Genomic DNA, 13,811 nt, shown 5'->3' with positions numbered 1-13,811 from the left:
TCAGGCCGCCTTTCAGGATCCTTTGGCGGCCAGAACCAGATCGGCGGCGCGGTCACCCGACCGGACCGATCCCTCGATGGTTGCTGGCAATCCCGTAGCAGTCCAGTCGCCGGCGAGGAACAGGTTTTTCAGCGCAGTGACCGGCCCCGGACGCAGGGCATTCTGGGCCGGCGTCGCCGCAAATGTGGCGCGGCGCTCGCGCACGATCTGCCAAGGAGGCAGCTCGCCGGAGACACCGCCCGCCTCGCAGACGTCGTTCCAGATCGCCTGCGCGAGTTCCTCGCGCGGCATGTCGACGAGCCGGTCGCCGTTGCTGATGGTCACCGAGAGCCGATTCGGGAACGCGAACAGCCATTCCACAATGCCGCCGATCACACCGAGGATCGGCGCCGAGCCGGGCGGCGGCTCAAAGCGGAAATGCGCGTTGACGATGGCGCGGAATTCGGTCGGCGTCTTCAGCCCCGGCAACAGGCTGGCGGCCGCGCGCGGCGGCACCGCCATCACGACGACATCGCCCGCACCGAGCTGGATCAAATCCTCGCCGCCGAAATTCAGCGCGGTCACCTTGCCGTCCGTGCTGACGAACGAGCGCAGCTCATGGCCGAGCTGAACGGTGTGACCACGTTCCTGCAGAAACGTCACGGCGGGCTCGATCAGCACGGCGCTGAGGCCATCGCGCGCGATCAGGGGACGACAGGCCTGCCCGCCCGCAAGCAGCGTTTCGCGCACGATCGCGCCGGCAAGCCCGGCCGAGCCTTCAGGCGGATCGACGTTGAGCGCGGCGAGCAGCAGCGGCTGCACCAGGCGCTGATAAAGGATGCCCTCGGTCGGAATCGACTTGCCGACCAGCGTCTCCTCCGACGCCCAGATCAGCGGCGCTAGCTTGAGATAATCGGAAAGGCCGGTGTCAGGCACGCGGCGGCCTTCGTCGAGCACCCAGGTCGGCCAGCGGCCGTCGCCGAGATCGATCTGCCAGCGCTGCCCGGTCTTGATGTCGACGAAGGGAAATTGCGCGCGCTCCGGGCCGACGAGGCCCGCCTCGGTGCCGATCGCGCGCGCATAGGCACGCGCATGGCTGTTGCCCGACAGCAGCAGATGATTGCCGTTGTCGATGGTGAGATTGGTCGCACCGTCGAAATAGGACCGGCAGCGGCCGCCGGCCTGGTGCGTCGCCTCGTGCACGGCGACCTTGAAGCCGGCATTGGCGAGCCGCACGGCGGCGGAGAGGCCGGAAATTCCAGCACCGATGATGTGAGCTGTGTTTTGCATCAGACGAAAGCGTAACGGAGCAGGATCAGGATCCGTGTGATCTTCGACACACGCACCGGCGCGCGTGGCGCGGAGAAGCCACGCGCGATCAGGAGGTCCAGAATGGAATGATAGTATTTCGACATGATCCGCGGCGCTCGCACGGCGCGGCGCCTGTTGCGGTTCATGATCTCGTCCGACTTCTCGAAATGCACCTTGGCGCGCTGCGCCAGCGGCAGGCAGACTTTCGGCAGTGCGCGCTCGGCGATCACGCGGTTCGGATCGTTGGAGGTGATGCCGGCATGCAGCAGCGCCTCGCGCGGCAGATAGAGCCGGCCGAGGCCGGCGTCCTCGTCGATGTCGCGCAGGATGTTGGTGAGCTGCAGCGCGCGGCCGAGATGGTGCGCGAGCAGAATGCCGTCTTCCTCGGGCATGCCGAACACCCGCACCGACAGCCGCCCCACGGCGCTGGCGACGCGGTCGCAATACAGATCCAGCGTCGCCATGTCGGGCGCGCGGATATCCTGCGGCACGTCCATCTCCATGCCGTCGACGATGGCGAGGAAATCCTCTCGCTTGAGCCCGAACGTCTTCACCGAGGCGACGTAGTCCTTCAGCCGCGGCGGCGGATGGCCCTGATAGAGCGCGTCGATGTCGTTGCGCCATTCCTGAAGTGCTGCGAGCCGCTCCTCGCGCGGGCCGTCGGAATCGGCGATGTCGTCGACCTGGCGGCAGAAGCTGTAGATCTGGAACATCGCGTCGCGCTGGTCACGCGGCAGGATGCGCATCGCGGCATAGAACGAGCTGCCGGATGCGGTCGAGCCGTAATTGGCGCCGGGCGTGGTCGCCTCAAGCGTCATGGGCAGTCCCCGGTCTGGAAATGGCCTTGCGGCCGACCGCACGGCGGCCGACTTCGCCGATCATCCCGGCGAGGCTGAAGGCGAGCAGCTCGAACTTGTTCAGATGCACGCGCTCGCGCAGGGGGTCGCGGACCTTGAGCAGGCGCACGATGCGGTCGGCATAGGCCTGGATGACGGAGACGTCGACGCCGAGACGGAAATCGCGGATTTCCGCAGCGAGCGACCTGCCCTCCTCGAGCAGTGCCTCGTTGCGCGCGGCGAGCGATTGCAGGCAGGCGAGCATCGCCGGCGGCGATTGCGCAAGGCCGAGCTGCTCGACCGAGGCGCCGTGTGCTGCCAGCGCATCGCGCGGCAGATAGACGCGGTTGAGCTCGCGGAAATCCTTGCCGCAATCCTGCAGGTGATTGTTGATCTGCAAGCCTGCGCAGAGCGCGTCCGAGGCGGCCCAGGTCGAGGTGCTCTCGCCGTGAACGTCGAGCATGAAGCGGCCGACCGGCATCGCCGAGTAGCGGCAATAATGGATGACCTCGTCCCAGGTCTCGTAGCGCAGCTTGGTCACGTCCATGCGGAACGCGATCAGCACGTCGAGCGCGTGGCGCGGCGGCATGCCGCGCTCGGCCAGCGCGCGGCGCAGGCTGACGGCCTCAGGCTGGGTGTCGCCCTTGCCGAGCAGTTCCGCCTCGAGCAGGTCGAGATAAGCGAGCTTCTGGTCGGCGGGCAGCGTGGCGTGGTCGGCAATGTCGTCGGCGGTGCGGACGAAATTGTAATAGGCCAGGATCAGGGCGCGATGACGCGGATGAATGATCCAGGACGCGACGGGAAAATTCTCGTCGCGGTCACCCTTGCCGGATCGCAATTCGCTCGCAGAGGTCATCGAGGGGCTGGTTTACAATCGGTTGGACAGGAAGGGCTTCTTCGCTCGCGCGGGCTCATGCCGGCGATGCCGCCGCGGCCCCCATATAGGGGAATACGGCCGCAAAACCAATCCTGTCCGTCGACGGCCGCCCCTTCGCGGATCGCGCCCGGAAAAAGCGGCCGAGGGCCGCCTTGGGGGCCAATGGCCGAGTTTATTGATTGTGGTTCTTCAGGACCTGGTCGCAGGCCTGCGAGATCTTGGCCCGGTTCTCCTTGAGGCAAGCCAGGATCGTGAAATCGCCCTGGTCGATGACCGGACGGCAGAACTTCTGCACATCGCGGGTGCAGGCCTTCTGCTCGGCGTCCGTGCCTCGCCCTTGCTGGGCGAACGCCGCTGTCGAAAGGGAGGCCGACAGCAGGGTGAGAGCGACGAGAAGATTACGCATTGTATTCCTTCATTCTGACGGCAGAATCGCACCGATCCCGGACTGCACAGGGCGGATGACCGGAACGGATTGTTCTGATGGCAAGTCGCCGCTTGTAGCGGCCTCAGAGAAGGCACAAGCACTGGCAAATGCGGCCAAATTGGCGCCGCACCCGCCAAACAGGTCTTCCCCGCATTTTCAATCGCAGATGTAAGGGGTTGATACTACATCATAATTCGGAAGCGCTGCGTTTTAATGCAGACCTGTTGCCGCGCTGCATCTCTTCGCCCGCCCTTGGTCGCCGCAAACATGCCGAAACGCGGCAAATCGCGGCCCTGAAGCGCGGCGGGGCTGCGTGAACCGCCGTCTCTGGCCGCCGGGCTTTGAACCTGCGACTTGCTCGGAGCACTAAACTTTCGATGTGGCGAGACGTTCTCAATGATGAGCGAACGTCGTTCCAAAACGGGATATTTGCGATGAAATTCTTTGGGCGATCTGGACTGGCAATCACGGCGGCCGGCATCGGGGCGGCGCTGCTCTTTTCGGTTACGGCAAGCCATGCTCAGTCGTCCGGACCGTTCGCCGGTTTCGACGGCGCATGGAGCGGCACCGGCACGGTGTCGTTGTCCGACGGCTCCACCGAGCGCATCCGCTGCAAGGCGGATTACAAGGTCGCCGGCAGCGGCCTCAGTCTGAAGCAGGCGCTGCACTGCGCCTCCGACAGCTACAAGTTCGACCTGACCAGCGACGTGACGAGCCAGGGCGACCGCATCTCCGGCAACTGGAGCGAGTCCAGCCGCAACATCTTCGGCAACCTCCAGGGCACCGCCGGTGGCGGCCAGATCGAGGTCTTCGTCGAGGCCAACGGCTTTGCCGCCAATCTGTCGCTGCGCACCAACGGCACCAAGCAGACCGTGCAGATCTCGTCCAAGGGCGAGATCCGCGGCGTCAACATCACCATGACGAAGGGCTGAAGGCTCTTCGTCCGCAACGAGGAACATGCCCCCGGTTCTGCGAGCCGGGGGCTTTTTGCTGACATGAACTTGCGCGGCTGGATTTGCTGAGATGGACCCGATCCGCAGACATCTGCTGAAAGCCGCCGGGCTGTTCGTGGCCAGCCGCGCCTTCGCCAGTGAGCAGGGAGCGAACATGCAGCCTTCGTCCGTGAAGCCGCGTCACGTGCTCTGCTTCCTCGGCAAGAATGAAAGCCTGCTGCATCCGCCGAAGGCGGTGGCCAAAACGATTGCCGATTTCGGCTTCGAGATCGACCGCACCTATTCGCAAGGAAAGCCCGATCCGCGCATGGAGCGGTCGTTCGGCGTGTGCTGGGACCGCGTCTTCCCGAAGGCATGGTCCGCGTCCGACGAAGCGGCCGTGGCCAACCACAAATCGGTCCTCTACCTGCGGAGCCCGCCGATGGCTCAGCAGAAGACGGCCGCCTACTCGGCCGCCGCGCTGCAGATCGTGGACGAGATGTTCGACGCGGGCGCCGTTGCCGCAAAAGGCGAAAGCGCCGGCGTCGCCCACGGCCTCGCGCGGTGGCGAAGTCTCATGGACCAGGCGCGCAAGGGCTCCATCACCAGCCAGGGCCTGCGCATGACCCCCGCCGTCACCAAGGCCTGTCGTCTTGCCTTCGCCAAGCGCCCGCTCGCCGGCGACCGCTATTACGAGACCGTCGGCTATCACCTCGTCGGCCTGCCGGAGGTCTATGTCGCGAAATCGCGCGGCAACGAATGGTCCGCGGTGATGCTGATGGAAGAGATCGCCAACGCCATGGCCGAGCACGGCGTCGAGGCGACGTTGCGCGACCGCAAGCTGACGCTGTCGCGGGAGCAGGACTACGCCGAGGACGACTTCAAGTTCAACCCCTACGGAATCGTCCGCGTCGAGGCGTGAGCGCGAGGCGGCGTCTGCCGCCCCACACTCAGATCGCCGGCTTGTCCGTGCCCTGCAGCTTGTCGTGCAGGTTGATCAGCCACATCGCCGTCGGCCGGAGGATGAAGAGGTCGGCGACCAGCGCCATCACCATCGAGAAGGCGCTGAGCCAGCCGAACAGCCGCAGCGACGGCAGGTCGGAGAACACGGTGACGACGAGGCCGCAGGCCAAGACCACCGTGGTCAGGATCAGCGCCGGTCCCACCAGCACGGTCGCCCGCTCCACCGCGAGCGCCGAGCCGACGCCCGGCTTGCTCTCCAGCCTCAGCCGATTGAGGAAGTGGATGGTGGCGCTCAGCCCCAGGCCGAACGAGACGGTGAGCGCGACGACGCTGGCGAATTGCAGTCCCTCGCCCATCGCCCACAGCACCGTGCCCGACATCACCACCGGGAAGATGCCCGGTAGGATGCAGGCGAACATCACGACCCAGGAGCGGAAGGCGAGGCCGATGAAGATCGCGACCAGCGCGAATTCGACGGTGAGGCCGCGGTTCAGCTTCTCGATCATGTTGGCCGAGTTGCGCGCCGCAATCGCAGCGAGACCCGTCACCGCGACCTCGTATCCCGGATGCTTCTTGCGGACAGCATCGAGCTCGGTATCGAGCTTGTCGACGATCGGCAGGAGCTGGCTGGAATCCTTGTCCGGCACGCGGCCGGCGACGACGACGGCGTCCTGCTCGGCGTCGATGAAGCGACGCACCAGATGCTCGGGAATGACGCTGACATATTCCTTCAGCGTCGCGACGTCGGCACTGCCGGCCTTTTCCGCCAGCCAGCGGCGCAGCGTCTCCAGCGACCAGACGTTGCCGACGCCCGCGGCCTTCTCGACCGTCGCGTGGACTTCAGCGATGGTCTGGAGCGTCTGCGGTGAATAGAGCGTTTCACCCTTGGGGAACACGATCAGCACGTTGACCGGATTGGCGCCGGTGAGCTTGGCATCGAGCCGGTCGCTGGCGGCGACCGCCTGGCGCTTGTCTGGCACCTGGTCGGCGAGCCGGTAGCGCGGCTCCAGATTGGCATAGATGACGCCGAGGCCGCCGACGAACAGCACCGCGATCAGGCTGAACAGGCCGGGCCGGCCGACCATGCGGACCGCGATCCAGTAGCAGAAATTGCGCAGCGCCTGGACGCCGGCATCGGCCCCCTGGAACTTGACCGCGAAGACCTTCTCGTTGCGCACGAACAGCACGCCGAAAACGGGCACCAGCGACAGCACCGCGACCAGCGCGATGATGGTGGCGGCAAGCCCAGCCTCGCCGAACTTGCGGATCAGGTCGGAGTCGGAGAATTGCAGCGCAATGAAGGAGATGCCGGCGGTGCCGTGCGTCAGCACGCAGGCCGGCCCCACCACCAGCACCGCGTTCTTGAACGCGGTGAACTTGTCCTGGCCAGCGATCAGCCGGTCGCGCGCGGCGAAGGTCAGCTGCATCGAGTCCGAGAAGCTGATGACCATGATGAGCGGCGTCATCACGTTCAGGAACATGTTGAGGTTGAAATTGGCCCAGCCGAGCGCGCCGAGCGCCAGCAGAATCGCGATCATCGGCGGGAATGCCGCCGCGATCATGAACGAGATCTTGCGGAAGAAGATGATGGCGATGATGCAGCCGGCGAGAATGCCGAGGATGTTGTAGGTCAGCCCGTCGCGCTCGACCGCGTTGCGGATCTCGAGCTGCATCACCGGCACGCCCGAGAGCTGGACGTTGAGCCCGGTGTCGCCGAGATCTTCCTTCATCAGCGCGCGGATGTCGCCGACGGTCTTGGTCAGCTTGTTGGAGCCGACCACTTCGGGATCGAGCGACAGCACGATCAGCGCCAGCGTGCCGTCCTCGGACAACAGCTTGCCGCGGATGATCTCGTTGTTCTTGACGGTCTCGATGAACTTGTCATAGGCCGCGCCCTCGGGCAGCTCGGCCGGGAACAGCGCCGCCGGCAGCTTCCCGGGGGCCGGCGCCTGGCGCGCCGAGAACAGCGAGACGAGGCCGCGCGTGCCTTCGACCAGCTGCAGGTCGGTGACGAAGTCGCGCAGCTTCTCCAGGTTGTTCCGCTCCAGCAGGGCCTTGCCCTCGACCACGACGAGGACGTCGAACTCCTCCGCCGGGAACTTCTTGGTCACCTCTTCATACTGGCGGAATTCCCGGCTGTCGGAGCGGAACAGCTGCGACAGCGAATCGTCGATCTTGATCCGGTAGATGCCGAACACCGCGCCGACAATCAGCGCGAGCAGGACGATGCAGGAGACGATCGGGGCCCGGACGGCGATCAGCCCGAGACGCTCCAGCCCGAAGGCGATGGAGGACGCAGGTCCCTGCTCGACCTTGTCGACATGAACCTCACTCTCGCTGTGCTTTTCGAGCATGCCTTGTCCAGTTCCTAAATCGGCTCGGCCTGTGAGCTTATTGCGCCCCGCGAACGGCTTAAAAACGCCATACCAATGGGAGGCTTGCCCCTTGAAAATGCGCGGAAAATCGCCGCGAGGGGGTTTAGCAGGTCAGTCACCCCTCTCGCAAGCAGGCGAAGTGTGGGCAAATCGATCAAGATGCGGCGATTTCGGGCCCGGTCCCCGGTTATCCCGGCGAGAATGTGCCAATTTGGCGCGGCGCGCGATCTGCGCTCTCGTCCTTCAACGCGACGCCGGTGACCTCCCGGGCCAGCCCCTCGCGAACCAGCCAGGCGATCTTGAACGCCGCCTCGTCATGGCTCAACCCGGCGTGGTGGATGTTCGAGACGCAATTGCGCTCGGCATCGGTGCGACCGGGCTGCGGCGCGAAGGTCAGATAAGCGCCGAGGCTGTCGGGCGCGGACAGGCCGGGCCGCTCGCCGATCAGCATCAGAACCATGCGCGCGCCGAGAATGGCGCCGATCTCGTCGCCGAGCGCAACGCGCGCGCCCGAGGCGACGACGACATGGCCGACCGCAACAGCATCGCCCTCGGCAAGCAATTGCAACAGGCGCCCTACTACGATCGCCGCATGGCTGTGGACCGCCGCTGCGCACAGGCCGTCTCCGATCACGACAGCGAGCTGGCACGGCGCCGAGACGCTTCGTGCCAGACGCTGCGCCGAGTCGGGCTCGAGCTGTCGTCCCAGATCCGGCCGCCGCAGATAGTCGCTGCGATCGACCGCCCGGCTCCTCACCTCGGTCACCGCAAGACCGAGCGCGTCGAGATCGGCGATCAGACGCGGCGTATCGAAGACCGCATGCACGGCATCGCGCGCACGGGCATGGTCCAGCGTGAAATCGAGCAGCGCCCTCGTCGGCAGACTCGCGCCACTACGCCCGAGCGCGACGCGCGCCGGCGTGAACGCCCGCAGATCGAGGACGGGGCGGCGCGGCGGGGCCGGATCAGACATGTGGCATCATTCGGCGGGAACGGCGGCCTCGCGCAGGCGGATCGAGTAGTTCGAAGCGTTCTGCTTGCCGCTGGAGGCCGCGCGCGCAAAGGTGATGAGGTGGTGCGCGATCAGCGTGCAGCCGATCAGGCCTTCGAGATCGCCTCGCTTGATGCGCCCCAGCGCGAACTTCCAGAATACGCGCTTGTAGTCGCCGAGCACGCCGACCTTCCAGAATATGTTGCGCAGCATGACGAGGCCGCGCCGGATGTTCCGCCAGGTCTTCATCTCGTCCGGCACCGGCATCTTCAGGCGGTGCACATAGACGTTGTCGCATTGATGCTGAAAGCGCGCGTAAACCTTCTCGGGCGCGTAAGCGACCGCCATGGCGTGCTTCCAGGACGCGACGACCTCGTCATAGGGCAACAGGAAGTCGACGTTTGAATCGCGGCTGTCGTCATCGACTAGGCGCCCCTCGCGCTCCAGCCGGTCCCATAGCGGCGTCTTCGGCAGCGCCTGCAGCAGGTTGATGGTGAGCAGCGGAATCCGGGACTCCTCGACGAAGGCGAGCAAAGCCTCCGAGGTGTTCGGCTTGTCGGTGTCGAGCCCCATGATGATGCCCGAGACCACCTCCATGCCGTAGGAGTTGATGGTGCGCACGCCCTCCAGGATCGGGACCATCATGTTGTGGTCCTTCTGCATCGCCTTCAGCGCGTCGGGATCGGGCGTCTCGATGCCGCAGAAGATGGTGATGAAATAGGCCTCGCGCATCTTCTCGAGGATCTCGGGGCGCTTGGCGATGTTGAGCGTGGCTTCGCAGGCCAGCCGGACGACATAGCCGGTCCGCTTCTGCCACTCGATCAGGTGCGGCAGCAGGTCCATGGCCGCCTTGCGGTTGCCGATGAAATTGTCGTCGACGAAATAGACCGTATCGGTCATGCCGCATTCGCGCAGGCGGTCGAGCTCGGCGATGATCTGCTGCGGCGTCTTGATGCGTGGATTGCGGCCGTAAAGGCCGGGGATGTCGCAGAACTCGCACTGATAGGGACAGCCGCTGGAATACTGGATGCTGCCGAGGAAGTATTTCTTGACCTCGGCGAGCTCATAGGCCGGGATCGGAAACTCCGTCATCGGCACGCGGTCCTTGGTCGTGAGCACGACCTGCTGTTCGGGCCGCGAGGTGTCGCGCGACAGGATCTCGATCAGCTGGTTGGTGGCATCGCCCAGCTCGCCAACATGCAGATAGTCGAAGGACGGATAATAGTCGGGGCAGGCGCTGACGGAGGGACCGCCGAGCGCGACCGGCAGATCGAACTCATGGGCGCGGCGGCAGATGTCGTTCATCTGCTGGCGCTGGATGTGCATGCCGCTGACGAAGACGGCTTCCGCCCATTCGAACTCCTCCCTCGTGGTGCGGCGGAGGTTCTCGTCGACGAATTTGACCTGCCAGTCATGCGGCAGATAGGCGGAGATCAGCAACAGCCCCTGCGGCGGCATGAAGGCGCGGACGCCATCGGTCAGGGGATAGGAATGCTCGAACGTGCCGAAGGACGAGGTGTAGCGCGGAAACACGCAGAGAATCCGCCGGGACGTTCCGTTACTTTCAGCTCGCATCAAAGCTCCCCCGCCACGACCTGGTTGCGGAAATTGCCAGCCAGACACATAGCGTAATGCTGTCGCCGGAATTTCTCAACATTGTGGCACAAGCACAATTCCGGGCAGCGCCGACGGTTTCCCCAAAGGAGAAAGTTTGACGCTTAGTGCCGCCTTACGCGATCAGACGCGAGGCAAAATCGGGCAGCAGGCCTGCATCGGCCGCAATCCGGAAATCGCCGCCGGTGATGCCCGACCGCGCCAGCCAGTCGTCGAATTCCGGCGCGCGGCGCAAACCAAAGACGTCCCGGACATAGAGCGCGTCGTGAAAAGACGTCGACTGGTAGTTCAGCATGACGTCGTCGGCACCCGGAACGCCCATGATGAAGGTGACGCCGGCGGCGGCGAGCAGCGTCAGCAGATTGTCCATGTCGTCCTGGTCCGCCTCGGCGTGGTTGGTGTAGCAGATGTCGATGCCGAGCGGCAGGCCGAGCAGCTTGCCGCAGAAATGATCCTCCAGCCCGGCGCGGATGATTTCCTTGCCGTCATAGAGATATTCCGGGCCGATGAAGCCGACCACGCTGTTGACCAGCAGCGGGGCGAAGGCGCGGGCGACCGCATAGGCGCGCGCCTCGCAGGTCTGCTGGTCGACGCCGTGATGGGCGCCCGCCGACAGCGCCGAGCCCTGGCCGGTCTCGAAATACATCACGTTCTGCCCTTCGGTGCCGCGCCGCAGCGATCGCCCCGCCTCGTGCGCCTCCTTCAGAAGCGCAAGGTCGATGCCGAAGCTGCGGTTGGCAGCCTCGGTGCCTGCGACCGATTGGAAGACGAGGTCGACCGGCACGCCCTGCCCGATCAGTGACAGCGTCGTCGTGACATGGGTCAGGACGCAGCCCTGCGTCGGGATTTGCAGCCGCGCGATGATCTCGTCGAGCAGCCGCAGCAATTGCCCGATGATTGCGGGATCGTCGCTCGCCGGATTGATGCCGATGCAGGCATCGCCCGCCCCCAGCAGGATGCCGTCGAGGATCGAGGCGGTGATGCCCCTGGCGTCGTCGAACGGATGGTTCGGCTGCAGGCGTGTGCTCATCCGCCCCTTCAGGCCGATGGTGTTGCGAAAGGCGGTGGTGACCTCGCATTTCCGCGCCACCAGGATCAGATCCTGGTTGCGCATCAGCTTCGACACCGCGGCCGCCATCTCGGGGGTGATGCCGGGCGCCAGCCGCTTCAACATGTCGGGCGTTGCGGCGTCCGACAGCAGCCAGTCGCGGAAGGCGCCGACCGTCAGCGATGCCACCGGCGCAAACGCCTTGGCGTCATGGCTGTCGATGACGAGGCGGGTGACCTCGTCGGTCTCGTAGGGAACGACGGCTTCCTGCAGGAATTGGCCGAGCGGCACATCGGCGAGCGCCATCCGCGCCGCGATCATCTGCTCGGAGCTGGCAGCGGCAATTCCGGCCAGCCGATCGCCGGAGCGCGGGGGTGTCGCCTTGGCGAGCAGGTCGCGCAGATCAGGGAAGCTGTAGGTCGTGGCGTTGATGCTGTGGCGGTAGACCAAGGGTCTCTCCGGGGTTGCTCGGCCAACGGCCGACTCCAGGACTATCCCGAAGGACTATCCTGAAACTAAACCCAGGGATCAAGACGCTGAAATGACTTGCCTTTCCTTTGACCAGGGACGGGGGCTCCCCGGAGCTGCGTTAACGCCGTATCCATTTTCGTTCTGCATAGTTTTGCATCAATTTACCCAACCCCGCTCACCGGCCGCTCCAGGCCAATCCGGGCCCCTGAATATCATGACATCCGACCGATCTGGGAATGCCGCCAAGCCGGCAGGCCGCTTCACGCTTGCCGGCAAGCTCTATGCGATCTTCGCGCTGTTCGCGCTGCTCACGGCGGCGATCGCGATATTGTCGGACTACAACAGCCGCCGCAGCGCCGACCTCGCAGGCGCGATCGAGACCGCCAATGCCGCCGCGCTGAACGTCGAGCGGGTCAACTCGCTAGTCTATGCGGTGGTGATGGAATCGCGCGGCGTCTACATGTCGACCGAGCCGGCCGTGGTGAAGAAATACGGTAACGGCCTGCTCAAGTTCAACGCCCAGATCCTCGACGTCGTGAAGCGCTGGGAGACCATCGTCAAGGCCGACGATGCCGAGCAGTTCGCCACGTTCAAGAAGCGCATCGAGCAGTTCGTCGAGTTCCGCAAGGAGCTGGTGCGCCGCGGCGTCGAGATCAACGCGGCCGCGGGCCGCGAATGGGGCGACAACGACGCCAATCGCAGCGTGCGCTCGGCGCTGAACAAGGACCTCGAGGCGCTGTCCAAGGTCTATGCCGAGCGCGGCAGGCAGATCGCGCAGCAGACCGAGACCAACCGCACATTTTCGTTCGTCCTCACCTGCCTCGGCGGCGTCGCGCTCGCCCTCGTCGTCGTCGGCATCGTCATCATCGCCCGCTCGATCGCCCGGCCGCTCGCCGCGATCACGGCCACCATCAAGCAGGTCGCCGACGGCGCCGAAAATGTCGTGGTGCCGCACTCCAACCGCGCCGACGAGATCGGCGCGCTGGCCCGCGCCATCCAGGTGTTCCAGGACGCGATGGGGCGCAACCGCAACCTCGCCTCGCAGGTATCGCAAGACGCCGCCGCACGTGAGGAGCGCGCCCGCCACGTCGAGCGGTCCGTCGAGCAATTTCGCGAGGCGATCGGCGCGATCATGCGCGGCCTCAGCGACAACGCCTCGGTCATGCGCGAGACCGCGCAGACCATCACGCGGGTCACTGCGGATGCGAGCAGCCGCGCCGGCAGCGCGGCGAACGCGACCGAGCAGGCCTCGCACAACGTCACGGCGGTCGCGGGCGCGGCCGAGGAGCTTTCGGCCTCGGTGGTGGAAATCGGCCGCCAGGTGCGGCAGAGCGCCGGTGCGGTCGAGCAGACCGGCCAGCGCACCGAGAAGTCGATCTCCGAGATCGAGAGCCTCGCTGCGGCCACCCAACGCATCGACGGCGTGCTCAATTTGATCCAGGCGATCGCCGAGCAGACCAATTTGCTCGCGCTGAACGCCACCATCGAGGCGGCGCGCGCCGGCGATGCCGGCCGCGGCTTTGCCGTCGTCGCCCACGAGGTGAAGGCGCTCGCAGGTCAGACCGCCAAGGCCACCGCCGAGATCAGCGAGAACGTCGCGATGATCCAGGCCTCGACCCGCAACGCGGTCGACGCCGTGCGCGAGATCGGCGGGGCCGTGCGCGAGATCAACGAGGTCACGTCGGCGATTGCCGGCGCCGTCAGTCAGCAGGACCAGGCCACACGCGAGATCTCCTCCAATGCGCAAAGCGCCGCCCAAGGCAACGAGACGCTGGTTGCGAACATCACCTCGCTGCGCGATGCCATCGGCGAGACCGATACGGCGGCGGCTTCGGTGCTGACCGCAGCCAGCAGCCTGACCGAGACGGCGCAGACGCTGTCGCGCGAGGTGGAGACGTTCTTCCAGAACCTGCGTGCGGGGTCGGCGGACGGCCGCATCGCCAGGGCGGGGTAGCGGCTGGACCACCGCGGCGAAAGCGGTCGCCCC

11 protein-coding genes are annotated in these 13,811 nt (G+C 65.6%); 3 read left to right on the top strand and 8 right to left on the bottom strand.

Annotation, left to right across the window (positions count from 1 at the left end):
* Positions 1 to 12: 12 nt before the first annotated feature.
* The 4 genes from hpnE to N2602_RS12920 all read right to left on the bottom strand — a co-directional run bounded on the left by hpnE (position 13) and on the right by N2602_RS12920 (position 3,409).
* Entirely contained in the window at positions 13 to 1,269 is a 1,257-nt protein-coding gene (hpnE, locus tag N2602_RS12935; RefSeq protein ID WP_212259705.1) for a hydroxysqualene dehydroxylase HpnE, read from the bottom strand.
* Positions 1,269 to 2,108 carry a presqualene diphosphate synthase HpnD gene (gene hpnD, locus N2602_RS12930; protein ID WP_260382867.1) on the bottom strand — a complete coding sequence of 280 codons (840 nt, stop codon included), beginning with the start codon at positions 2,106 to 2,108 and terminating at the stop codon, positions 1,269 to 1,271. The genes hpnE and hpnD overlap by 1 nt, the downstream gene beginning before the upstream one ends.
* Complete coding sequence (hpnC, locus tag N2602_RS12925) at positions 2,098 to 2,982, bottom strand: squalene synthase HpnC (RefSeq protein ID WP_260382866.1); 885 nt, start codon at positions 2,980 to 2,982, stop codon at positions 2,098 to 2,100. The genes hpnD and hpnC overlap by 11 nt, the downstream gene beginning before the upstream one ends.
* Before the next feature lie 193 nt (positions 2,983 to 3,175).
* Positions 3,176 to 3,409 (bottom strand): hypothetical protein, encoded by a 234-nt coding sequence (locus N2602_RS12920; RefSeq protein WP_025035011.1) that lies wholly within the window; start codon positions 3,407 to 3,409, stop codon positions 3,176 to 3,178.
* 455 nt (positions 3,410 to 3,864) lie between these two features.
* On the opposite strand from N2602_RS12920, the gene N2602_RS12915 reads away from it, so the two are divergent.
* Both N2602_RS12915 and N2602_RS12910 read left to right on the top strand, forming a co-directional pair.
* Positions 3,865 to 4,362 carry a hypothetical protein gene (locus N2602_RS12915; RefSeq protein WP_172784123.1) on the top strand — a complete coding sequence of 166 codons (498 nt, stop codon included), beginning with the start codon at positions 3,865 to 3,867 and terminating at the stop codon, positions 4,360 to 4,362.
* Positions 4,363 to 4,453: 91 nt separating this feature from the next.
* A complete protein-coding gene (locus N2602_RS12910; protein WP_260382865.1) occupies positions 4,454 to 5,284 on the top strand; it encodes a hypothetical protein in 831 nt (276 codons plus the stop codon).
* Between the two features lie 28 nt (positions 5,285 to 5,312).
* Here the strand turns inward: N2602_RS12910 and N2602_RS12905 are convergent, their stop codons facing one another.
* The 4 genes from N2602_RS12905 to N2602_RS12890 form a co-directional block, all read right to left on the bottom strand.
* Entirely contained in the window at positions 5,313 to 7,679 is a 2,367-nt protein-coding gene (locus N2602_RS12905) for an RND family transporter (protein WP_212259711.1), read from the bottom strand.
* A 208-nt stretch (positions 7,680 to 7,887) separates the two neighbouring features.
* On the bottom strand, positions 7,888 to 8,673 hold the full coding sequence (gene eutC / locus N2602_RS12900; RefSeq protein ID WP_260382864.1) for an ethanolamine ammonia-lyase subunit EutC: 786 nt from the start codon (positions 8,671 to 8,673) through the stop codon (positions 7,888 to 7,890).
* A gap of 6 nt (positions 8,674 to 8,679) precedes the next feature.
* Positions 8,680 to 10,266, bottom strand: coding sequence for a B12-binding domain-containing radical SAM protein (locus tag N2602_RS12895; protein ID WP_260382863.1), 1,587 nt, complete (start codon positions 10,264 to 10,266; stop codon positions 8,680 to 8,682).
* Between the two features lie 154 nt (positions 10,267 to 10,420).
* Positions 10,421 to 11,803, bottom strand: coding sequence for an ethanolamine ammonia-lyase subunit EutB (locus tag N2602_RS12890; protein WP_260382862.1), 1,383 nt, complete (start codon positions 11,801 to 11,803; stop codon positions 10,421 to 10,423).
* A 235-nt stretch (positions 11,804 to 12,038) separates the two neighbouring features.
* Between N2602_RS12890 and N2602_RS12885 the strand changes: the two genes are divergently transcribed.
* Positions 12,039 to 13,778: a methyl-accepting chemotaxis protein gene (locus N2602_RS12885; protein WP_260382861.1), complete on the top strand. Its 1,740-nt coding sequence runs from the start codon at positions 12,039 to 12,041 to the stop codon at positions 13,776 to 13,778.
* The last annotated feature ends 33 nt before the right edge of the window (positions 13,779 to 13,811 follow it).

The organism is Bradyrhizobium sp. NC92, assembly GCF_025200865.1.
Classification (GTDB): Bacteria; Pseudomonadota; Alphaproteobacteria; order Rhizobiales; family Xanthobacteraceae; genus Bradyrhizobium.
The sequence above is the reverse complement of the archived record's forward strand: the minus strand, read 5'-3'. Positions and strand labels throughout refer to the sequence as shown.